This is a genomic window from Kocuria sp. CPCC 205235 (assembly GCF_040980905.1).
In the GTDB taxonomy this organism is placed as follows: domain Bacteria; phylum Actinomycetota; class Actinomycetes; order Actinomycetales; family Micrococcaceae; genus Kocuria; species Kocuria carniphila.
The window spans coordinates 1-21,404 of record NZ_JAVKPR010000014.1; the positions used below are offsets into that span (position 1 = coordinate 1).

General features: G+C 61.9%; 15 protein-coding genes and 1 pseudogene. 3 read left to right on the top strand and 13 right to left on the bottom strand.

Translation table 11 applies throughout. The annotated features are described in order from the left end of the window. Window positions 1-765 precede the first annotated feature (765 nt). The 6 genes and pseudogenes from RF638_RS10440 to wecB form a co-directional block, all read right to left on the bottom strand. A pseudogene (locus RF638_RS10440) lies at window positions 766-1,032 on the bottom strand (integrase core domain-containing protein); the annotation flags it as partial. 23 nt (window positions 1,033-1,055) lie between these two features. Continuing rightward, window positions 1,056-2,393: an ISL3 family transposase gene (locus RF638_RS10445; RefSeq protein ID WP_251355558.1), complete on the bottom strand. Its 1,338-nt coding sequence runs from the start codon at window positions 2,391-2,393 to the stop codon at window positions 1,056-1,058. A gap of 53 nt (window positions 2,394-2,446) precedes the next feature. Beyond that, window positions 2,447-3,067 (bottom strand): DDE-type integrase/transposase/recombinase, encoded by a 621-nt coding sequence (locus RF638_RS10450; protein ID WP_368841987.1) that lies wholly within the window; start codon window positions 3,065-3,067, stop codon window positions 2,447-2,449. A 1,096-nt stretch (window positions 3,068-4,163) separates the two neighbouring features. Next, window positions 4,164-6,065, bottom strand: a complete 1,902-nt coding sequence (locus RF638_RS10455; protein WP_368841988.1) for a hypothetical protein — start codon at window positions 6,063-6,065, stop codon at window positions 4,164-4,166. 152 nt (window positions 6,066-6,217) lie between these two features. Continuing rightward, window positions 6,218-7,570, bottom strand: coding sequence for a UDP-glucose/GDP-mannose dehydrogenase family protein (locus tag RF638_RS10460; RefSeq protein ID WP_368841989.1), 1,353 nt, complete (start codon window positions 7,568-7,570; stop codon window positions 6,218-6,220). Between the two features lie 37 nt (window positions 7,571-7,607). Further along, the gene (wecB, locus tag RF638_RS10465) at window positions 7,608-8,756 is read right to left on the bottom strand and encodes a non-hydrolyzing UDP-N-acetylglucosamine 2-epimerase (protein ID WP_368841990.1); all 1,149 of its coding nucleotides are present in this window, start codon (window positions 8,754-8,756) and stop codon (window positions 7,608-7,610) included. Between the two features lie 329 nt (window positions 8,757-9,085). Here wecB and RF638_RS10470 point away from each other — a divergent pair, with 329 nt between their 5' ends. Beyond that, window positions 9,086-9,862, top strand: a complete 777-nt coding sequence (locus RF638_RS10470; RefSeq protein ID WP_368841991.1) for a hypothetical protein — start codon at window positions 9,086-9,088, stop codon at window positions 9,860-9,862. Window positions 9,863-9,910: 48 nt separating this feature from the next. On the opposite strand, the gene RF638_RS10475 is transcribed toward RF638_RS10470, so the two are convergent. From RF638_RS10475 to glgC, 4 genes are all read right to left on the bottom strand, one after another. After that, a complete protein-coding gene (locus RF638_RS10475) occupies window positions 9,911-11,605 on the bottom strand; it encodes an ABC1 kinase family protein (RefSeq protein ID WP_368841992.1) in 1,695 nt (564 codons plus the stop codon). A gap of 17 nt (window positions 11,606-11,622) precedes the next feature. Further along, on the bottom strand, window positions 11,623-12,789 hold the full coding sequence (locus RF638_RS10480) for a hypothetical protein (protein ID WP_368841993.1): 1,167 nt from the start codon (window positions 12,787-12,789) through the stop codon (window positions 11,623-11,625). A gap of 92 nt (window positions 12,790-12,881) precedes the next feature. Continuing rightward, window positions 12,882-15,491, bottom strand: coding sequence for an aminopeptidase N (gene pepN, locus RF638_RS10485; protein ID WP_368841994.1), 2,610 nt, complete (start codon window positions 15,489-15,491; stop codon window positions 12,882-12,884). A gap of 177 nt (window positions 15,492-15,668) precedes the next feature. Then, the gene (glgC, locus tag RF638_RS10490) at window positions 15,669-16,913 is read right to left on the bottom strand and encodes a glucose-1-phosphate adenylyltransferase (RefSeq protein WP_095797927.1); all 1,245 of its coding nucleotides are present in this window, start codon (window positions 16,911-16,913) and stop codon (window positions 15,669-15,671) included. Window positions 16,914-17,149: 236 nt separating this feature from the next. On the opposite strand from glgC, the gene glgA reads away from it, so the two are divergent. Then, window positions 17,150-18,343 carry a glycogen synthase gene (gene glgA, locus RF638_RS10495; protein ID WP_129699396.1) on the top strand — a complete coding sequence of 398 codons (1,194 nt, stop codon included), beginning with the start codon at window positions 17,150-17,152 and terminating at the stop codon, window positions 18,341-18,343. On the opposite strand, the gene RF638_RS10500 is transcribed toward glgA, so the two are convergent. Next, a complete protein-coding gene (locus tag RF638_RS10500) occupies window positions 18,325-18,810 on the bottom strand; it encodes a MarR family winged helix-turn-helix transcriptional regulator (protein WP_368628888.1) in 486 nt (161 codons plus the stop codon). The two genes, glgA and RF638_RS10500, sit on opposite strands and share 19 nt — an antisense overlap. A gap of 86 nt (window positions 18,811-18,896) precedes the next feature. Between RF638_RS10500 and RF638_RS10505 the strand changes: the two genes are divergently transcribed. Further along, entirely contained in the window at window positions 18,897-19,367 is a 471-nt protein-coding gene (locus tag RF638_RS10505; protein WP_368841996.1) for a general stress protein, read from the top strand. A gap of 89 nt (window positions 19,368-19,456) precedes the next feature. Here the strand turns inward: RF638_RS10505 and RF638_RS10510 are convergent, their stop codons facing one another. Both RF638_RS10510 and RF638_RS10515 read right to left on the bottom strand, forming a co-directional pair. Next, on the bottom strand, window positions 19,457-20,317 hold the full coding sequence (locus RF638_RS10510; RefSeq protein WP_368841997.1) for an ABC transporter permease: 861 nt from the start codon (window positions 20,315-20,317) through the stop codon (window positions 19,457-19,459). Next, the gene (locus RF638_RS10515) at window positions 20,314-21,384 is read right to left on the bottom strand and encodes an aliphatic sulfonate ABC transporter substrate-binding protein (RefSeq protein ID WP_259916732.1); all 1,071 of its coding nucleotides are present in this window, start codon (window positions 21,382-21,384) and stop codon (window positions 20,314-20,316) included. The genes RF638_RS10510 and RF638_RS10515 overlap by 4 nt, the downstream gene beginning before the upstream one ends. Window positions 21,385-21,404 lie beyond the last annotated feature (20 nt).

Below are 21,404 nucleotides of genomic sequence, written 5' to 3' on the forward strand. Positions count from 1 at the left end.
GTCCGCACCCGCCTGATGAACACCACACCACGACTCTAGAACCATCCAATTAGTGCGTGAAACCGCCCCAAGCCGACAGCATCACCACAGGTCACAGCCCCGCCATGCCGCAGAGCCCCAGGTCGTGAGCCAACTCAGGTGGCAATGAGGTCTCCAGCTGCTCAAGTAGTCTCAGTTCGTTGGTCGTATGAAGAGTCTTTTTTAAGGCTTTCACCTCACATCGAAACCCCGATCCGTTCAAGGTAATTCTAGTATTGTTCGGATCCCTTCAGTTGGGTACTCCTTCGAGTCAGCAGGACGATGCTGGAGGAACGTTTTGGCAAGATGAAGTGTTCTACATAGCTAGTCCTTATGCGTGATGTCTAAGGTCTTTGGTGACAGTTTTGTGTCGGGACATCGGTGACGTTTGGTGTGTCAGGACTTCCGTAACAGTTTCTGTAGTGCTGGGGTGATTTCCAGGGCATGTTTCTTGCTGAAGTACCTCGTGTCCTTGGGCGCGTGGTCGCTTCCTGGGGCGGGGTAGGTGATCAGTAGTTCCCCGTCGGTGGTAGCGATCATGACCGTGTTGTTGTCCCAGACTGCTGCGACCGTGACTCCGGCTAGTGCCAGGCCCAGATGAAAATTCACCGTGTGGATTTGGATCACCCCTATCGAGGACACCAGTCGTAGCCCGTGATCATCTACGCCCGGGGTCCAGGTGCGGTGCTGCCACTGGGACGGCCGTGGGCCGGGATCGATGCTCACGGTGTCCTCGGCCGGTAACTGCGGTGGCGGTGCTTTGGGCTGGGCATTCCAGGCCTGGAACGGGGTCACCCGCTCTGGGAGGCTTTGATGGGGGCGTTGGGTGTTGTAGATGATCTCGAACTCATCGAGTTGGGTTTGCAGCTGCGACAACGTGTCAACCAGGGGTTGTTTAGACAGCCACTGGGTCAGGGTGCGGTGGAAGCGTTCGTTCTTGCCTTGGGTAGTGGGTTTGTACGGTTTACCGGTGATCGGTTGCACCCCGAGACTGAGTAAGTAATTGACCAGCTGGGAGGAACGGCCAAACCGGCCCTTCACATTTGAGTGTGGGTAGAGGCGTTCCGCCAGGGTCGGCGTCCTCCCGCGGCGAGCAGGGCTCGTAGCCGGTAGTTGTCGAAGTTCCGGAAGCCGCGGGCGACCCGGCGCATCGTCTCGATCACGCCGTTGATCGCTTCCGTGGGGCCGTTCGAGGCGCCGGCGGTGTCGAAGTAGGCCAGGATCGCCGACCTCCATCGCCGCAGGGTCCGGCCCAACCGGGCGACCTCCGGGATGGGGCAGGACGGGAACGCGGCGAGGATCTCGGCGACCAGCCGGCGTCCCTGTTCGGGACGGGCGTGGTAGACCGCGCGCAGCTTCTGGTAGCAGTGCCAGGCGAGGGTGACTTCATGGTGCGGGTCCCCGGCCTCGAGCTTCGCGTTGAGCCGGGTGATCTGCTTGGTGGTGAGGTGCTCGGCGCCGATCTGCAGGGTCCGGCGGATCCCGTAGAGCGGGTCGCCGGCCCGGCCGCGGTGGCCCAGGGTGTCCTGCTGCACGCGGCGGCGGACCTCGTCGACGACCTGACCGCCGAGCTTGACCACGTGGAAGGCATCCAGGACGGTGACCGCCTCAGGGAGTTCGTCGCGGATCGCGTTGGCGTAGCCGTGGAACGGATCCAGGGTCGCCGTGCGGATCCCGTCCGTGAATGCCTTTCCTTGGTCAGCCAGCCAGTCACCGTAGGCCGCGCCGGTGCGGCCTTTCACCAGATCCAGCAGCCTCGCCCGGGGCCGGCCGTGCTCGTCGCGGGAGTGATCGACGATCCCGGTGACCAGCCCGCTGCCCGGCGGACCCACGTGGCGCCAGACGTGCTCATCCACTCCCAGGGCATCCACCCCGGCCAACCGCTCCTCAGCGGCCAGCTGGTCCTCGATGACCGGGGCGACGGCGCCCCACACGGTGTTCCAGGCGACACCGAGCATCTCGGCCAGTGCCGAGACAGCGATGTCGTGGGCGCGCAGTTGGGACACGGCCCAGGCGATCGCGCGGGTGGTGAGCTTCGCGCGCGGGGCGGCCAGTTCGTGGACCTCGCTGAAGGTCGTCACCTCGCACGCCGTCTCGTGGCAGCGGTAGCGGCGTTTGCGCCAGGCCACGCGCACGGGTACTCCGGCGCAGGGCAGATCATGCAGCAGCACCGGAACCCGGCCGTGACCGACGGCGAGCACCCCGCAGGATGGGCAGCCCGCCAGCGACGACGTGGTCTCGACCAGAAGAGTGAATGAGGACCGGTGACGCTCCACTGTGAGTACATGGACGTCGGGCAGGTCGAAAAGCGCGCACGCCGGCGCGCAACTAGCATGGGACACGTCGAGGCCTTCGAGGACGGTTGGATTCAGCACCCCCATCCTGGAGGCCTCGGCCTCTCCCCAACCCCCGTGACACGCACCCGGCGCTACCGCTCACCCACACTCATTTGGGAAGAGCCGCCAAACCGGGTGGGGTTCAGTGCGGTCCCGTTATCGGAGAGGAATCGCCGCGGTATCCCATGACGAGCTACCGCGGTAGTCACGACTTCAACCGCGCTGGCTGCGTTTTCCGACCCCGCCGCTGAAGAAGCCAGTTGGAAACGAGAGTGGTCATCGATGAGCTGGAAGATCACGCAGGTGCGCCCAGCGCTGAGTACCCAAGCGGTGGCATCGATTTGCCAGCAGTCATTGGGACGGGGATAGACAAATCGTTTCCACGACGAGCGTGGTTTCTTCTGCGGCTGAGCCCGGGCAACCCCGGCCTTGCGGAACGCCCGAGCCAGCGTCGCTGGTGAGGGCGCTGGCATCTCCAGTGCGGCCATCTTGTCGGACACACTGATGGGCCCGTAATCCAGCCCGGATTCCTCCAGAAGCCTACGGACCTCTAGCGCCATCTCGATCGTCTCATCGGCTGTCTTGGACGGTGAGTTCTTCGGGCGGCGTGAGCGGGGCTCGATCACGGCATCGGGACCCTGCTCACGGGCGCGTCGGCGCAATTGATAGAAGGTTTTGCGTGAGATCCCCTGCTCGGCACAAAACACGCTCACCGCCCCGCGTGGTGCATCATCAGGCCACAACGCGATCGCGAGTCGCACGCGGGGATCAAGGGGTGAGTTGCTGGGCGAAGACGGTCTCATCGACCAAGTTCAGCCCAGAACTGTCACCACCTAAACCCTTCAAACCGTCACCGATGTCCTGACACAGAACTGTCACCGATGTCCTGAGACATAACATAGCTAACCCTATGTTTGCGAATTTAAAATATTTATTGTTTTACTTATTGACATTGGGTTATGTCCTTCTCTTTCTGAATAATATCGATGTATGCAGACTAATCCACATATTTCAGGATGCACAGCCAAGAATCGTTCCAAGATTGGTAGTTGGACATCTCTGTCATAACTCGACGCCATATTAACGTGATAGTCAATATAGAGAGGCTTTGGTGTCCTAGCGAGAAACTCCAGCGCGTTGGTTCGATACGGCCATGAGTTACGCACGTCTGCCGCGGTGCGTCCATTAAAGTGAAGATTAAGGATGGTTCTGACCTCATTGGGAAACCAGCGAGTCCAGTCAAATTGTGCGTTGTTAACGATGCAATGCGCATTCTTGTCGGCACAAAGCTGAAGTAGCGCAGCAAAACCCCCGGCGGAGGATCCAAAATATGTCCGATTTCTCGCGTTTGTGACACCTAGATGTTTAGATATTTGCCTGATTGCTTTTGCAACGTATGCGGTACTCCAAAGCGGGGGTTGGCTTTGGAACCAGTTAATTGAAATCGCGTTCTTACCAATTGTTCCTGGGTCACATATGTAGATTTGGTGACTTGCTAAATCCTTCCACCATGAAGATCTTTGAAATGTAGGGGCACCGTTTGAGCGACCGAGGTCCATGGCTCCGTTATTGAGTATAAGGAGACGATTCGCGCGTGCGCGTCGCACGATCAGTAAGGGGATTGCTGTTTCAGGCGTGACTAAGTCTAACCGGCACGGTTGCTCTTCCCGGAATACATCGGCAGAAAGTGCGGCTAATTCGTCAAGCGTTACTTGAAGTAGTGACTTATGGTATTCGTCAGCGATCATTACCATGCTCTACCTGTTTCGGTTTTCCTTGAGTTCAGACTCTTAAAAGCAGTGGACTGGACTATTGAGAGTCGATTGGTCGGAATCCATCTATATCTGCGTGCACTTCGAGTGGTCCTACAGTATGCGTGGCACTAAGGAAGGCGTCGTAGACCTGCGTCCTACTGGCGCGCGCCCATGATTGTTTTCCCGTGCGATTTTGGAGGGGTATCAGACGAATCGCAACTTGTGTTTTGGATGATAGATTCGCAACTAATATGTGTACCGGTCTATGTCTTTCGGCCCCATCGAAGCAGAATGCCGGCACATTGTCGAGAAGTATTTCGAGCCGCCAAACGCCTCTGCCGTTCGGGTTCGCATATGTATTCGAGAGTGTGAATGTGAGATCTCCGCTTTCCTTAATGGCATTAAATTTTCTTGTTACAGAATTGCCCGGGTGAAAGTTTTGGGCAGGGATAGATATTTCGTTTCCGTAAGCGGGCTCGTCGATGAACGTCCCATCGTTTTTCTCAATCCTAAAAGTCTTTGCAAGTCCCATTCGTGTTCCGCCCGGTTCGTAGGGCTGACTTGTTACGCTTTGGTTTACCTTTAAATTGTCGCGAGTAATCTCGTATAGATTTCGAACATCGTTCTTACCTGGAAAATTCAATAGCGGATAGGTGCTATTGATTAGTTCCGATTGAAAGAACATATTTACTTTCTCGGGGTATGTGAACGAAGTTGCAATCTCAAGCATTCTACGAACGTTCGTGGGCTCTAGAGAGTTGAATGCAATATCCGTCTCGTTATAAATCTCACTAGCCCATCGTCCCAAACGGATTTCCCAAAATAGAAGTTCGAAACGGTGGTAGTCGTACAGCGCTTCTTCATATCCCCATCGCTGTAACCCTTCGACAAAGTGTGCATTCCGTGAGGATTCAGGTTCATGAGTTTGATCTGATTTAGTCAGTCTGAAGTACAGTTTCCTGAACTCTTCTAGACTATCCTGGTCACTTTTAGGGCGCCACGGAATTTTGTAAACCCCGTAGGCATTGCCCCGTACATGGACAGCTTCATGACTTATTGCCATGTCGAGATAGTAAGGCAGCAACCATCTACCGTGTTTACCTAGTGTATTTTTAGAGAGTAGCGCACTTATCTGTTCCTCCAGTATGGGTCGTTTCTCTGGCTCCATGATGTACTCATGGTCAAGGGAAATGTATTTTTTTATCTCGTCTACTATTATTCGATCGAGATGAAGGCTCGATTCGCGCGCGTCCTTCGCACTCCCAGAAGTTGTGTAGGTAAATGTACGTATGGAATGTATCTGATGAGACAACAATGCCAGTGTAGTGCGGCTGTCATGGCCACCGGTTATGGACATTACGATTTCGGTATGGCTTTTGGCCAGTGATGTCCAGTTTTGGTCCCATAATTTTCGGAATTCCGTGATTCGCTCTTGAACGGTCCATGAACGAAATTTGTTATTTTGTCGAGGGAAAAACCGCTTGAAGTCGAATCCGGGGACGTTTAGCGCGTGATTCGGAAGGAGTGCATCTATGCCTATATACGGAGTTCGATCCCAGGCGCGCATAAAACCGTTGAGCCCTTCTTGCGGACTTCTGCGCCGGTGCGGCACCAGTTCATTCAGCAGATTCGCGTGTGAAGCTATCAGTGCATTGCTTTTGGAGTAATACACCGATCTCATCCCCGTGGCATCTTGGTAAAGAGAGAATCCGTTGGCATCGCCTGAGAGGACGACGTGCCTACCTCCGAAGTAATCAAGTAGGTTGAGGAACTTGGTTTCCCCTACAATCGCGGCCTCGGTCAGTCGCTGTGCTGGCGACAAGTCTTGTTCGTTTTCACCCGCGAACAGACACAATCCATGTACTAGTACCCACCGGTCACCGTCGGTTGCATGAACTAGCTCGGGAACCTCCAATTGGTCATGTGCGAAGACCCACTCGGAGTCTCCAAGAGACACGGTGGACCAACCTTCCGGTAGAGCGGGGGATGAGTCGCTGCGGAAGATTATGAAACCCCGGGGGTAGGGATATAGTGCAACCACGGAAAACCTGCCGTTCAGAGGGGTCGCGGCACTTGGTCGGGGGACCGTGTGACGCGGATTTTAGCCAGTTATTTCTTGATCGAGCGTCCGGACGCCATGTACTTCCATCCAGCGTCAATCCACTGATCCGGATCCAGCACGTTGCGTCCGTCCACAATAGTCCGCTCTCGAACAAGGGGTTCCAGCTGCTCGGGCGTCAGCTCGCGGAATTCTTTCCACTCTGTCAGCAGGAGGACGATCTCTGCACGGGCCACAGCCTGTTCGATGCTGTCCACGTAGTCCAAGCGGGGGTAGCGCTTGGCTGCGTTGGCGTTGGCCTTAGGGTCGTAGACGTGCACCTCGGCGCCCATGGAGTGCAGACGAGCGGCGATGTCCAGCGCGGGGGAGTCGCGCACGTCGTCGGACTCGGGCTTGAACGCAGTGCCGAGCACGGCAATGTCACGGCCGTGCACGGAGCCACCCAGCTGCTGGACGGCCAACTGCACGGTGTGCTCGCGGCGTCGCAGGTTGATGTCATCCACCTCGGCCAGGAACCGGACCGACTGGTCCACACCCAACTCGGCCGCGCGGGCACGGAGTGCGCGGATGTCCTTGGGGAGGCAACCTCCGCCGAAACCAACGCCGGCGTTGAGGAACTTACGCCCGATGCGCTCGTCCAGGCCGATCGCGTCCGCCAGGGTGCGAATGTCACCGCCCACGGTCTCGGTGATCTCGGACAGCGCATTGATGAACGAGATCTTGGTCGCCAAGAAGCTGTTCGCAGCCACCTTGACCAGCTCAGCGGTCTGGTAGTCGGTGATGATCAGCGGAATATCGGCGGCCAGCTGCGACGCGTAGACCTCACGCAGGATCTTCTTCGCCGCGAGCGCTTCCTCCGTGTACTGCCCGTTGGCGTCGGTCTCCAGACCGAACACCATGCGGTCCGGGGTCAGCGTGTCATCCACGGCGTGGCCCTCGCGCAGGAACTCGGGGTTCCAGACCAGGGTGACCCGAACGCCGTCGGCGGCATTCTCGCGAGCGAGCTGTTGGAGGCGGACGGCCGAACCGACCGGGACCGTGGACTTGCCCACGATGATGCAGTCGTGGTCCGCGGCGCGCGCGATCTGGGTGACCGCCGCATCCACGTAGGTCATGTCCGCCGCGTGGCTCTCGGCCTTCTGCGGGGTACCCACACCAATGAAGTGGACATCGCCGAAGGGCCCGGCCTCCTCATAGGACGTGGTGAACCGCAGCTTGCCCGTACCGATGTGCTTGGTCAGCAATTCCGGGAGACCGGGCTCGTGAAACGGAACTTCACCGGATGCCAGGGCATCGATCTTGGCCTGATCCACGTCCAGGCCGATCACCTCGTGGCCCAACTCCGCCATGGAGACAGCGTGGGTTGCCCCCAAGTACCCCGTACCAATGACCGTCAGCTTCATGCGTGTCCTCTTTCCCCGAGAGTTACCGATGGACTAGTTAGACCTGTGAATCGAAATCCGGGATGCGCTCGCCCACGCCGAACATCTGGGCGATCGCGGCGACCGTGCGGGCACCGGCCTTGCCGTCACCGTAAGGGTTCACGGCGTTGGCCATGGCCTCGTAGATCGCCTGGTTGTTGAGCAGGCTGTCGACCTCTTCGACAATGCGCTCCTCGTCCGTGCCGATCAACTTGACGGTGCCGGCCGTGACGGCCTCCGGGCGCTCGGTGTTCTCACGCATCACCAGAACGGGCTTACCCAAGGACGGCGCTTCCTCCTGGACGCCACCGGAATCGGTGAGCACCAGGTGAGCCACGGAAAGCATGCGGGTGAACTCGCCGTACGCCAGCGGTTCGGTGACCACCACGTTGGACAGGTTCTCGATCGCGGGCAGCACGGCTTCGCGCACGGCCGGGTTGCGGTGGACGGGCAGCACGATGGTCAGGTTAGGCTCTGCCGCAGCGATACGGGCCAGGGCGCGTCCGACGCCGCGCATGGCCTCTCCTTGATTCTCACGGCGGTGAGTGGTCACCAAGAGCACGCGCTTGCCGGACTGGGCGATCTCCTCGAGTTGCGGGTCCGAGAAGGGCAGCTGCTTCTCCACGGTGTGCAGAAGCGCATCGATCACGGTGTTGCCGGAGACCACGATGTCATCCGGGTTGATGGCCTCGCGCAGCAGGTTGTCCCGGGACGTGGACGTGGGCGCCAGGTGCAGGGAGGCGATCTGGGAGGTCAGCTTGCGGTTGGCTTCCTCCGGGAAGGGGGAGAAGAGATCGAAGGAACGCAGGCCGGCCTCGGCGTGGATCACGGGAATGCCTCGGTAGAAGGCGGCAATGGCACCGGCAGTCGAGGTGGTGGTGTCACCCTGGACGACCACGGCGTCCGGAGCGTTCTCGGCGAAGATCTTGTCCAGGCCGTCCACGGTGCGGGTGAGCACGCCATTGAGGGTCTGGCGGGGCTGAATGATGTTCAGATCGTGATCGGGGGTGATCTCGAAAATCTCGTTCACTTGGTCCAGCATTTCGCGGTGCTGGCCGGTCACGGTCACCACGCAATTGAACAGGGGGCTTTCTTCAAGTGCTTTGACGATGGGGGCCATCTTGATGGCCTCCGGACGAGTGCCATAGATCGGCATGATCGTGTGCATGAATAATCCTCTTCCAGGCGCAAACGCGATCTCGGCGGTGCGCCGGGGGAATGGCCCGAGGGGGTGGGCCACAGCAGCACCGCTGTAGGGGACGCGAGATTCGTTGTCAGTCTAGGACAGATCAGATGCGGATGCCGGGAGGATGACATGGCCGAATGATCTTTCACCACCGCAATCATTACTTGGCTTAAGGGAATATCGCCTCTGGTGTGACCTAGGATGAATTCGTCGGTGCAACAGACGAATCGAGCGGGTCACGTTCCGACCCGGACTTCATCGTTGGGGGGTTGACTGGCGCTAATTCGCAGAGACTTGAGCAGGGAGTGGCCATGGCCGCCGCACGCGGTACACGGGACAAAAAAGCACTGGACAAAACCTGGTCCCTCAAGACCGGGGACCGCTCCACCAAGACGATCAGCCGCATGTCCGCGCTGGTGACGTGCTACAACGCACACGGCCAGCAGCTCGACATACCGAATATGACCATGAGTGATTCCTTCACGGGAATGCAAGATCTGTTCCGTGAATGCATCCGACTGGGGGCCGACACTTTGGACCCGGACTCCATTCGGGTGACCTTCCTGCAGGCGGGGCCTTCCTCCTTCGACTTCCAATTCGACATGAGGGATTCCAAAACGGTCAAAACGTGGGGTAAGCATCCCTCGGGGTGGGATGTGGCCAATTACGTGGCGCTGGACCAGGCACTGGCGGGATACGCCACGGTGGGTGAACTGGCCATGCTGATCGCCGGGAACCCCGGTTGCGAATTGCGCTGGGTGGAGACCCTGTACGGCCCGGACGTGGAAGTGCTGGTCGACGGCCTGCCTCGAATGGTGTTCCAGGCCTCGCTCATGGAATTGGTGGGAGACCGCGCCGTTCAGTCCGCGCTGCGAGCGGCCATGGCGCCGTTGACCAATCCGGAGTTCGGCTATGTAACCATTCGCGGGGAGGTCCAAGGTGCCCTGGGTGTGTTCAACCAGGTCATGGTCTCCAACGGGTCCGTCCGCGAGTTCATCCAGGGCGAGCCGCTCAAGCCCCAGTCTTTCGAACCCACCGTGGCGTGCCAGAGCGAGGACGAAATTCGGTGGAATATAGACCAGAGCTAACACCGATTTAAACCGCGGCGAGTTGCGCGTGCGCCGTTGTCGATTCGATCAGGACAGCCCGCGAGGCCTCCTGCCCCGCAGGGTCCGCACGATTTTCCGGGCACGGTCCACGTTGGATGACACGGCCAGGTAGCCACCCAGCACACCCACCGTAGACATGCCGCCGAGGATCATGGGCGTGTGGTACTTCTTCCAGCGCTCCGGATCCGAGGCCACGATGTGCGCCGTGCCGTTGATGGACGCGGCAATGATGCCGCCGGCCACGACCTGGTGACCGATCTTGGCGCCGCTCTTCATGACCGGTTCCAGCTCGTCGGTGCGCAGGTGCACGTCAAATCCACCGCGTTCCAGAACCACGATGAGCCGGCGCACGTACTCGGGGATGTCCACGCTCATCTGCATGGCGTCCTCCACCGAGCTACGGAGGCGAGCCATCAGGGCCTCCGGCGACAACCGGTGCAGAATGAAGCGCTCCGCGTACGGCTGGAGCACGGAGACCAGATCGAAGTGCGGGTCCAGACCGGTGCCCATGGATTCCGCGGTGACCAGCATGCGCAGCAACAGCGCGGACTGCCGGGGCAGTTGCAGCTTGTGGTACCGCAGCACGTGCACCAGGTCGCCCATGAGCTCGCCCACGCGTATTTCTTCGAGCGGCTTGTTGGCGTAGCGGCGCATCATGACCGCAACGTCCCGCTCGAGGTCCCGCTTGGAGACATCGTGCTCACCCGTGGCGGTCAGCCCCAGCAGGCCGGTGGTGGCCCGGCGCGGATTGCTCTGCACCACGCCGAGCATCATGGTGATCAGGTGATCGCGGAATTCCTCGCTGAGCTCTCCCACCATGCCGAAGTCGATGATCGCAATGCGGCCGTCCTCTTCCACGAACAGGTTGCCCGGGTGGGGATCCGCGTGGAAGAAACCGTCCTCGAAGACCATCTTGCAGATCGCGTCCGTGGCCTCGCGGGCCAGCAGGTGCCGGTCCACACCCTGAGCTTCCAGCGCGGGGTAGTTGTTGATCTTGACCCCGAACATCCGCTCCATGGTCAACACGCGGGACGAGGTGGCCTCCCAGAAGATCTCCGGGACGTGGATGCGGGGGTGGCCCGTAAAGTTCTCGGCCATTCGCTGGGCGTTGCGAGCCTCTTGCAAGTAGTCCAGCTCACCGCGCAGGGAGTCGTTGAACTCGTGGACCAGACCTTCCAGGTCGTAGTCGCGGGCCGCCGGCCAGTAACGGGAGGCCAGCTTGGCCAGGTCGCTCATGATCTCCAGGTCACGGTTGACCTCGTCCATCACGCCCGGGCGGCGGACCTTCACGATCACGTCGTGACCCTTGTAGGTCGCCGCGTGGGCCTGACCGATCGAACCGGTGGCAATGGGCGTGGGGTCGATGTGCGCCAGGATCTCTTCCGCCTGGGAATCCGGCTCGGCCTCGATCAGGGCGGCGATCTGGTCCACGGGCACCGGGGGAGTGTTGTCCTGGAGCTTGTGCAGCTCATCCGCGTAACCGGGCGGCAAGAGGTCCGGGCGCGTGGAGACCAGCTGACCCAGTTTGATGAACGTGGGACCCAGTTCCTCCAACGCCATGCGCAGATGTTCGGGTTGGGTGTGGATGGTCTGCGTCTTGAGCAGCCGGGCGCGGGCCAACGGGGCTCGCCATTCGGGCTTGATGCCGCCCACTGCAAAACCGAAACCGTGCCTGGAGAGGACCTCGATGATCTGGATGAAGCGTTCGCGGCGAGAAATCATAGGGGGCTAAGTCTGCCTTACAACGTTCGATTGAGATAGAAGGCCATGAAACCGGTAGCCACAGCCACAATGGCGAACAGCGTGGTGGCCAAGGGCTCGAACGAGATCATCACCACGGCGCCCACAATCAACACCAAGGTCAGCAGAGCCAGCGCCAGCACAGCAGCTTTCGCTCCCTTGGGAGCGCGGCGCCGATCGGAGGCGGGCCGATCACCGATGGCCAGCGGATCCTCCGCGACACGTGAGCTGCCCGCGGCAGGGCGCGAAGCGGCGGCGTCGGCGGGCCCCTGCGGGTGCGCGGCGGTGTAGCCCTTGCGCCATTTCTTGGAGTTGCGGCCGCGGTCGGTTTCGACCGGGATGTAGGCCGGGGGCACGTCGTAGGTTTCGGCCTCTTCGACGAGCTCGGGAACGTCGTTGGGTAGTTCCTCGTACCAGGCATCCGGAACCTCGGAGGCGCGGGCGGCCTGCAGTGTCATGGAGACCTCGAACGAGGAGCCGCGAATGGTGCCCCACGCGGCCGTGAGCAGATTGTGATCGAACGCGTGATTGATGATGGGGATGAACTGCTGCGACATCTGCGTGGACAGCCGGCCCACCTGCTTGCGTTCGTAGAGCACGTCCACGGTGTCCACGGTGACGCCGTGGGAGTTGCGGACCTTATTGGCCTCCAACGTGACGATCACGCGACCCTCGCCGCTGGCGGGCACGATCGAGTGCAGGTACTCGGCGAAATCCTGCTCGTCCAGCACCTTGATCGAGGAGCCCTGGGGCAACACGGCGGCCTGGATGGGCGCGGGGTTGATGGGAAACAGCAGATCCGGGGGAGCAATGGAGATGACCGCGGTCGCGTCCACTTCCGCCAGACCGTCATTGCGTTCCAGCCGCGCGTCCAGTTTGAGCGGCACCACCGGCGTGTAACCGGAGGCCACGACACGCGCGATGGGATCCCAGTAGCGGTGGGCGTCCTGCGTGGGCAGGTGGGCCACCTTGTTCTCACCGATGCGCACGGAGATGGTGCGCGGGTCAAAGGGGTGGTCTGGCTCCGGCACCAGCGCGGCCAGTCCCGCCCACGTCTGGGAACGACCGACCGACAACCCTCCGAACACTCGCATGATCTCGGTGTCGTAAAAGTTCTCGGTGACAACGTCCAAGGACCCTCGGTCGTTGAGCGCGTAATCGGTCATGGTCTCCCTCGCTGTAGCGGCAGCGCCTAACGCTCCCAGCTTCTCACGGAATGCTTTGGTTTCACCGGCAACACTTGGGCCCCGGTGAATACCTATCGGCTCTGGTGAGCCAGCACTTCAGCCTGCAATTTCACGGCCCGGCGCGCGTCATCCAGTAGTTCCGTCATGATACGTCGCAACGCCCCTGGAGCCTGGTTGTTCTCGTCCAACCAGGCCTGCGTGGCCACCAGCGTGGGGTTCTCCTCCGCCGACGACGCCGCTTGCGCATCCAGCGTCCGCGGGTACAGTCCTCGGATCATCCGAGTGGCGATCTCCATGGAATGCTCGTTCCACCATGCGGTGATGCTGCCGAAGTACGCGTCCTGGTACGTGCCCAGCTGGGCGGGGGTGGCCAGCTGGAAACCGGAGATCGTCGCGGAGAGCTCATCGTTGGACAGCGCGCCCGAAATGATGGCCTTCCAGGCTTCCGCCTTGGCTTCCTCGGCGTGGATCGCCGCAAGGGCACGCACGTAACCCAGGCGGCCCTCGCGGGAGGGATCGGCAGCGTGGGCCCGGTCCAATTGCGAGCGCGTTGCGTGGGTCGTGGCGGTCTGGGCGGTCCACAGGGCCCAGGTGAGCTGGGAGCCCAGGCCCAGGCCGGGCAGTTTCTTCTCACCACGGAGAAGCTTCGCAATGGTCTTGGCGTGGGAGCCGTCCTTGGTGGCCACGCGCGCGAAGGCTCGGGTCAGCACAAGCTGGGCGTCCGAACCCGCTGGCGCTTCGGTCATGCCGGTGTGCAGGGCGTTGAGAAGTTCGGCGCGCAGGGGCGGCCGTAGGCGAGGCGGAACGAAACTCTCGAGGGCCTCCACCGCACGGTCCAGAACGGTGGTGAGGATGCTGCTGTGCTCCTCGGTGATGCCCTTACTCGCTACCAGGTGAACGTAATCGCGGGGATCGTAGCGGGCATCGCGGACCGCCGCCCACAACTGGGAGTGGGCCAAGGCCCTGGCGAGGGGATCGGCCAGGAGGTGAACGCCGTCGGCGAGCGCGGCGAGGCCGTCTGGCCCGGGGGATACCAGGCAATAGGTGAGGTCGCGATCATTGGCCAGGATCACGGGGGACGTATCACCCAGGAGCTCGGGCAGGTCCGTGGCCGGGTGCTCCGGGTCCACGCGCACCTCGGTGCTGCGCTGGACGATCAGCTGCCCGGAATCATCGGGAGCGTAAGTGGCCACGGCAACCACGTGGGGGCGGGGTGCGTGAGAGGTCTGGGTCAGCGCGGCGGCCGTAATGGCACCCTGCTCATCGCGTTCCACGGCAGCTTCCAGATGGGGGACACCGGTGGTGAGCAGCCACGCATCGGCCCATGAACGGACGTCCGCGTCACAAGCCTCGTCCAACACGTTCAAGAAGTCGTTGAGGCTCGTGTTGCCGTAGGCGAAACGGCGGAAGTAGGCGCGGCACGCGTCAATGAACGCCTCCTCACCCACGAACGCGACCAACTGCTTGAGCACCGAAGCACCCTTGGCGTAGGTGATGCCGTCAAAATTCTGGCGGGCCGCCTCCAGGTCCACGATGTCCGCAACGATCGGGTGCGTGGTGGGCAACTGATCCTGGCGGTAGGCCCATTCCTTGCGGCCCAGCGCAAAGGCGACCCAGGCGTCGTCGTACTCGGTGGCCCGCACGGACGCGTACGCGCCCATGAACTCCGCGAAGGACTCCTTGAGCCACAGGTCATCCCACCACGTCATGGTGACCAAGTCGCCGAACCACATGTGACACATCTCGTGCAGCATGGTGTTGGCGCGCCCGGCCAACTGCGTGCGCGTGGCCCCGGACGGGAACAAATAATCCTCGGTGAGCGTGACCAGACCGGGATTCTCCATGGCGCCCAGGTTGTACTCCGGCACGAAGGCCTGCTCGTACTTGCCGAACGGGTAGTCGAAGGCGAACAAATCCGTGAAGAAATCCAGGCCCTGCTTGGTCACGGCGAACAGCTCGTCCGAATCCAGGTGCTCGGCGAGCGCTCGCCGACAGTAGAGCGCCAGGGGGACGGTCTGGGTCTCGCCCTGGACGTCCACGCCCTGCCACTCGTCGCAGACCTTGGTGTAGGGCCCGGCCAGGATGGTGGTGATGTAGGTGGAGATGCGCTCGGTGGGCGCGAATTCGTGGGCGATCGCGCCGGGCACGTCACTGGTACCGGCCAGTTCGGACGAGATGTGTTCGCCGTTGGAGCCTGCGATCCACTCCGGGGGAGTGATGACCGTGAAGGTGAAGGACGCCTTGAGGTCCGGCTGCTCGAACACCGGGAACACGCGGCGGCAATCGGCGGGTTCGTACTGGGTGTAGGTGTAGACGCTGCCGTCCTGCGGATCCACGTACCGGTGCAGGCCCTCACCGGAACGGGAGTAGAGGGCGCGGCCGACCACGGTGAGTTCGTTGGCGCCCTCGAGTTCGGGCAGCCGGATCCGGGAGCCTTCCACGACGTCGTCGACGTCCAGTTCGTCGCCGTTGAGCTCGACCAGGGAGATGGAATCGTGGATGAAGTCGATGAACGTCTCCGCGCCATCCTCCGCCGTGAAGCGAACGGTCACCTGGGAACCGAACGTGGTCTGCGCCGGGTCCAGCGCGCCGGACAGATCCACCGTGACGTCATAGGAGGCCACCCTGATCTGTTCCGCACGGGTCGTTGCTTCGGCTCGGGTCAGGGAACTTTGCACCATATGCATCATTCTAGGCAGCACAACCTGGGCGGGGGCCAGTAGGTGGGTGGTAAGGGTGCTGGTCGGGATGCTGGTCGGGGAGCTAATGGGGGTGTTAATGGGGTGCTGGTCACGCCGGGGACAACGAAATGCCCGGGCCGTTTCCGACCCGGGCACTCGCTCATGTGTTGCGTGGTGTCAGCGTTCGAACTTGAAGTTCTTGGGCGCGACCGTCAGGCCGGAATCGGTGACCGTGAAGCCGCGGGCCAGGTCCTCTTCCTTGTTGATACCAATGGTGGCTCCCGGGGGGATCACCATGTTCTTGTCGATGATCGCCCGGTGCACCTGTGCACCGGCACCCACGCGGACGTTCTGCATGATCACGGATTCGGAGACCCGGGCGTCGTGTTCCACCACCACCTTGGAGGCGAGCACCGAGGACTCCACGCGACCACCGGTGATCAGCACACCCGGGGAGACGATCGAATCCAGCGCCACACCCGGCTGGCCATTGGGTCCGCGCACGGTCTTGGCCGGCGGAGCCATGATCTGGTGGGTGTACAGCGGCCACGAGTAGTTGTACAGGTTGAACACCGGCAGCGGACGGATCAGGTCCATGTGGGAGTCGTAGTAGGAGTCCAACGTGCCCACGTCGCGCCAGTACTGACGGTCGCGGTCGGTGGAACCGGGTACGTTGTTGTTGGTGAAGTCGTAGACCGCTGCCTCTCCACGATCGGAGAAGTACGGCATGATGTCACCGCCCATGTCGTGCTTGGTGCCCTCTTGCTGCTCGTCGTAACGCAGCGCTTCCACCAGGGCGTCGCGGTCGAACACGTAGTTGCCCATCGATGCCAGGAACGCATTGGGGTCATCGGGCAGCGGGGCGGTGGACTGGGGCTTCTCCACGAACCGGCTGATCTTGGAGACATCATTGGGGTCCGTCTCGATCACGCCGAACGAGGTCACCATGTCCATGGTCTGACGCACACCGGCCACCGTGGCCTTGGCGCCGGAGTTGATGTGGAAGTCGACCATGTCCGCGAAATCCATGCGGTACACGTGGTCCGCACCGACCACGACCACAATGTCCGGATCGGCGTCATCAATGAGGTTCATGGACTGGTAGATCGCGTTGGCCGAGCCCAGGAACCAGTCCTTGCCGCGGCGTTGTTGCGCGGGCACCGAGGCCACATAGTTGCCCAACTGCGTGGACAGGCGCCACGTCTCCGAGAGGTGACGGTCCAGGGAATGGGACTTGTACTGGGTGAGCACCACGATCTGCAGGTACCCCGAATTGACCAGGTTGGACAGCGCGAAGTCGATCAAACGGTAACCGCCACCGAAGGGAACCGCGGGCTTGGCCCGGTCCTCCGTGAGCGGCATCAGACGTTTGCCCTCACCGCCGGCCAAGACAATGGCCAAAACCTTCTTCTTGCGTGACATATGTAGCTCTCACTTCCCGTTCGAGTCATAGCCGGAGGGCTGAAACGCGCAATCCCCAACGACTGGCCTTCACCGCTATTGTGTCCCAATTCCTTGCCTCCGCCATCGTGTCGCACGAAACATTGCGTAAGTTTCCTTAGGAGTACGGCTTGAGTGCCGCGCCGCTCCAGGTCGCCTTTCCGTGGCGCTCGCCGTAACCCTGGGGCGGGCCGGTGCATGTGGTCTAGGCTCGCAGTGTGCGAGTAGACATTTTGAGCAAAGAGTTCCCGCCCGAGATCTACGGGGGAGCGGGGGTGCACGTGGCCGAGCTCTCCCGAGTCCTCGCGCCACTGGTAGACCTGAACGTGCGGTGCTTCGGCGCCCCGCGTGAACCCGACTTCCACGGAGCAACCGTCAAGGCCTATCCGGTGCCGGAAGAGTTGTCCTCGGCGAACGCCGCGATCCAGACGCTGGGCGTGGATCTCGGGATGGTGGGTGATGTGTCCGGCGCTGACGTCGTACATTCCCACACCTGGTACGCCAACATGGGCGGGCACCTGTCCTCCCTGATGTACGACATTCCCCACGTGCTCTCCGCCCACTCTTTGGAGCCCTTGCGCCCGTGGAAGGCCGAACAGCTCGGTGGCGGCTACCGCGTGTCCTCCTTCACCGAGAAGACCGCGTACGAAGCGGCCGCCGCGATCATCGCCGTCTCCGACGGAATGCGCGATGACATCCTGCGTTCCTACCCCAACGTTGACCCGGCCCGTGTGCGCACCGTGCACAACGGCATCGACGTCTCTCAGTGGGATCACGACCCGAACACCGACGTCCTGGAGGAGTACGGCATCGACCCCGAGCGCCCCTCCGTGGTGTTCGTCGGCCGCGTGACCCGCCAGAAGGGCGTGCCCTACCTGTTGCGCGCCGCCCTGCAGCTGCCGCCCGAGGTGCAGCTCGTACTGTGCGCCGGCGCCGCCGACACCCCCGCGCTCGCCGCCGAGGTCAACGGGCTCATCGACGAGCTCAAGGCCAAGCGCACCGGCGTGGTCCTCATCGAGAAGATGCTGCCCCGCCGCGAGGTCATTCAGATCCTGTCCCACGCCACCGCGTTTGCGTGCCCCTCCGTGTACGAACCCCTGGGCATCGTGAACCTCGAGGCCATGGCCTGCGGCTCCGCCGTGGTTGCTTCCGCCACGGGCGGCATCCCCGAGGTGGTCGTGGACGGTGAGACCGGGCGACTGGTTCCCATCGAACAGGTCACCGACGGCACCGGAACCCCGCTGGATCCCCAGAAGTTCGTGGACGACTTCGCAGCCGCACTGATCGACGTGGTCAGCGACCCCGAACGCGCTCGCCAGATGGGCATCGCCGGACGCAAGCGCGCCCAGGAACACTTCGCCTGGGAGACCATTGCGGAGCGGACCCTGGAGGTCTACCGCTCCGTGCTGTGATCCTCGGACTTGGTGGAGAGATGCTTCTCCAGACTGTCCACCAGGTGGGTGAGTGACTCGGTCAGCCGACTGCGCTCCGCATCACTCCAGTCGGCCAACATACTGTCGAAAGCCGCGCAGGCAGCTGCGCGGCTTTCTTCGTGCAACTGGCGCCCCGCCTCGGTCACCGACACCACAATGGCGCGGCGGTCCTGCGGGTCCGGTGCACGCTGCACCAGGCCCAGTTTCTCGAGCTTGCCGACCTGCGTGGTCATGGTCGAGCGATCCACGGATTGCCATGTAGCCAGCTCGGACATGCGCGCCGGACCGAACTCACTGACTCGGTCAACCAGCCACATGTCGGTGGGGGAGAGTTTGGCGCTCTGACCGCCGAGCTCCCGCCGCATCCTGGACCGCGTGGTGAGTCGCCCCAGGGCCGACATGGTCCGGGCCATTACCGTCACTGTGTCCGTTGTCTCACCGCTCATGTCATCACCCTGCTTGTTACCGCAAAAAGTGGTTGGTAGAGTCAAACTATAACAGTTTGAAGCATCCAACAAATGCAGGAGGAAGCATGTCCGAGCCCATCCAGGCCCCTCAGATCAGCACCGACGTGAAGTACGAGACCATCGCCCGGTTCCCGGACTATGCGGAGGCACAGGCCGTCGTCGATCAGCTCTCCGATAAGGAATTCGACGTCTCCACCATCAAGATCGTGGGTGAAGGCTTGCGCTCCGAGGAGTTCGTCACCGGCCGCATGACCAAGGGCCGCGCAGCCTTGGCGGGACTCGGTTCCGGTGCATGGTTCGGCCTGTTCATCGGTATCCTCTTCGGCCTCTTCGCACCCGGCTTCGGCCTGCTCTCGATCATGCTGTGGTCCGTGGTCATCGGCGCAATCTGGGGTGCGATCTTCGGTTTCGTCGCCCACCTGGCCACCGGCGGCAAGCGCGACTTCAAGTCCCTCAAGACCATGGCCGCCGAGACCTACCTGGTCCAGGTCCAGGCTTCCCGCGCCAACGATGCCATGAGCGTGCTCGGCCGCTAAGCACAGGCCCCACGCCTAGCCATAACGACGCCGGGTGGTCACCTCTGTGAGGCGACCACCCGGCGTCGGCGGTTAAGAAGCAGTGCGAATCAGGCCCAGCGGTTCACGGCCTTGCGCTCGACGACCCCGAGGATGGCGTCCGTGATCTTGCCGATCACGGCCAACAAGATGATCGCCAAAAACAGCCGGTCCGTTCGACCGTTGTTCTGCGAATCGGTCAGTAGGAAGCCCAGGCCCATGGAGCTGGCGATGAGTTCGGCGGCGACCAGGAATAGCCAGGCCTGCGCGAGCGCCAGTCGGAGGCCGGAGAACACGGACGGAACGACCGCGGGCAACTGAATGGTGGTCAGCAGCTTGAGCCCGGAGAGACCGAACGCACGGCCGGCTTCCACCAGGTTCTTGTCCACGTGACGGAGCGCCATGTAGACGGTGGTGAAGATGGGGAAGAACGCGCCAATGGCGATCAGGGTGACCTTGGAGTCCTCGCCGATCTTCATCCACAGGATCAGCAGCGGAACCCACGCCAGGCTGGGGACCGCGCGGAAGGCACCGATGGTGGGGGTGAGGAGAGCATCCGCCCACTTGGACAGGCCCACCAGGGAGCCGAAGGTCAGACCCAATACGGCGCCGATTGCAAAGCCCAGCAGAACGCGCTGCACGGAGATGCCCACGTGAGTCCACAGTTCTCCGCGCTGAGCTAGGTCGATCCCGGCCTCGACCACCGAGCTAGGAGACGGTAGCTGAACGGGGGAGAAGATCCCCAAGACGCTGGTGGACAACCACCAGAGCAGGAGCAGAACCAACGGGACGATGGCACCGAGGACGGCGCGTTTGGCCCCTACGCCGCGGCGTAGGGGACCGGCGACGCGAGGCTGCAGGGCGGCGTCGTCGTTCGCTGTATCGGTCGCGTTCGAATTCTTGGGCGAGGGAGTTTCTACCGAGGTGCTCATGCGTCAGCCTTGATGGTCGAGGGGTCGGCCTTCTCGATGAAGGAGGCGTCGATGATGGTGTCGAGGGCGTCGTCCACCTGGGACTGACTGGAGACGTCACCGGACTCCACCAGGTACGGGCCTACGCGGCGCAGGACTTCGAGCTGGGCGTCGCCGGGAACCGGATCGACGTCCAGGTTGGAGCGTTCCGCGATGACCTTGCGCGCGACCGACTCGTCCAGACCTGCGACCTCGGCGAGAATCTTGACGGTTTCGTCAACGTTCTCTGCGGCCCATTCGCGGGCGTACTCGTAGGCATCGACCACGGTCTGCGCGATCTCCGGCTTGTCTTCCAGGAAGGACTCCGTGGCGTTCAGGAATCCGTAGGTGTTGAATTCCAGATTGCGGAAGAAGAGCTCGGCGCCCTTCTCTTCGGCGCCGGCCATGATCGGGTCCAGTCCGCTCCATGCATCCACGGAACCGTTCTCCATGGCGGAGCGGCCGTCCGCGTGCTGCAGGTTCTGAACGGTGACCTCGCCGGGGTCCACGCCTGCGTCCTGCAGGGCCTGGAGCAGGAAGAAATACGGGTCGGTGCCCTTGGTCGCGGCCACTGACTTGCCCTTGAGATCTGCGACCTCGGTGATCTCGGAATCGGCGGGGACCACCAGCGCGGCCCACTCCGGACGGCTGTAGAGCGAGACCACCTTGATGGGTGAGTTATTGGAACGCGCCAACAGTGCTGCGGAACCGGCGGTGGATCCCACATGAATGGCTTCCGCGCGCAGGTTCTCGTTGGCCTTGTTGGAGCCGGCCGACTGAACCCAGTTCACCGTGACGTTCTGGTCCTTCAAGGTCTCCTCGAGCCAACCCTTTTCCCTGATGACCAGGCTCAACGGGTTGTACGTGGCGAAGTCGATGTTGAGGGTAAAGGCCTCTCCGTCCCCGCCGCCCTGGCTCGGAATGTTCTCGCCGCCGGAGCCTTCACCGGCGCATGCGCTCAGAAAACCGGAGAGCGTCACGGCACCCAGGCCCAAGGCCCCCGCTCTCAGAACGGAACGGCGAGACGGCGTGTTTTTGGACGGATTCATGGTGGGACCTCCAGGGGATC

Bases quoted from the DNA above. Each gene is read 5' to 3' on its own strand.
- pepN (WP_368841994.1), bottom strand. From the start codon at position 15,491: ATGGTGCAAAGTTCCCTGACCCGAGCCGAAGCAACGACCCGTGCGGAA.
- RF638_RS10480 (WP_368841993.1), bottom strand. From the start codon at position 12,789: ATGACCGATTACGCGCTCAACGACCGAGGGTCCTTGGACGTTGTCACC.
- RF638_RS10460 (WP_368841989.1), bottom strand. From the start codon at position 7,570: ATGAAGCTGACGGTCATTGGTACGGGGTACTTGGGGGCAACCCACGCT.
- RF638_RS10475 (WP_368841992.1), bottom strand. From the start codon at position 11,605: ATGATTTCTCGCCGCGAACGCTTCATCCAGATCATCGAGGTCCTCTCC.
- RF638_RS10505 (WP_368841996.1), top strand. From the start codon at position 18,897: ATGTCCGAGCCCATCCAGGCCCCTCAGATCAGCACCGACGTGAAGTAC.
- RF638_RS10515 (WP_259916732.1), bottom strand. From the start codon at position 21,384: ATGAATCCGTCCAAAAACACGCCGTCTCGCCGTTCCGTTCTGAGAGCG.
- wecB (WP_368841990.1), bottom strand. From the start codon at position 8,756: ATGCACACGATCATGCCGATCTATGGCACTCGTCCGGAGGCCATCAAG.
- RF638_RS10510 (WP_368841997.1), bottom strand. From the start codon at position 20,317: ATGAGCACCTCGGTAGAAACTCCCTCGCCCAAGAATTCGAACGCGACC.
- RF638_RS10500 (WP_368628888.1), bottom strand. From the start codon at position 18,810: ATGAGCGGTGAGACAACGGACACAGTGACGGTAATGGCCCGGACCATG.
- glgC (WP_095797927.1), bottom strand. From the start codon at position 16,913: ATGTCACGCAAGAAGAAGGTTTTGGCCATTGTCTTGGCCGGCGGTGAG.
- RF638_RS10470 (WP_368841991.1), top strand. From the start codon at position 9,086: ATGGCCGCCGCACGCGGTACACGGGACAAAAAAGCACTGGACAAAACC.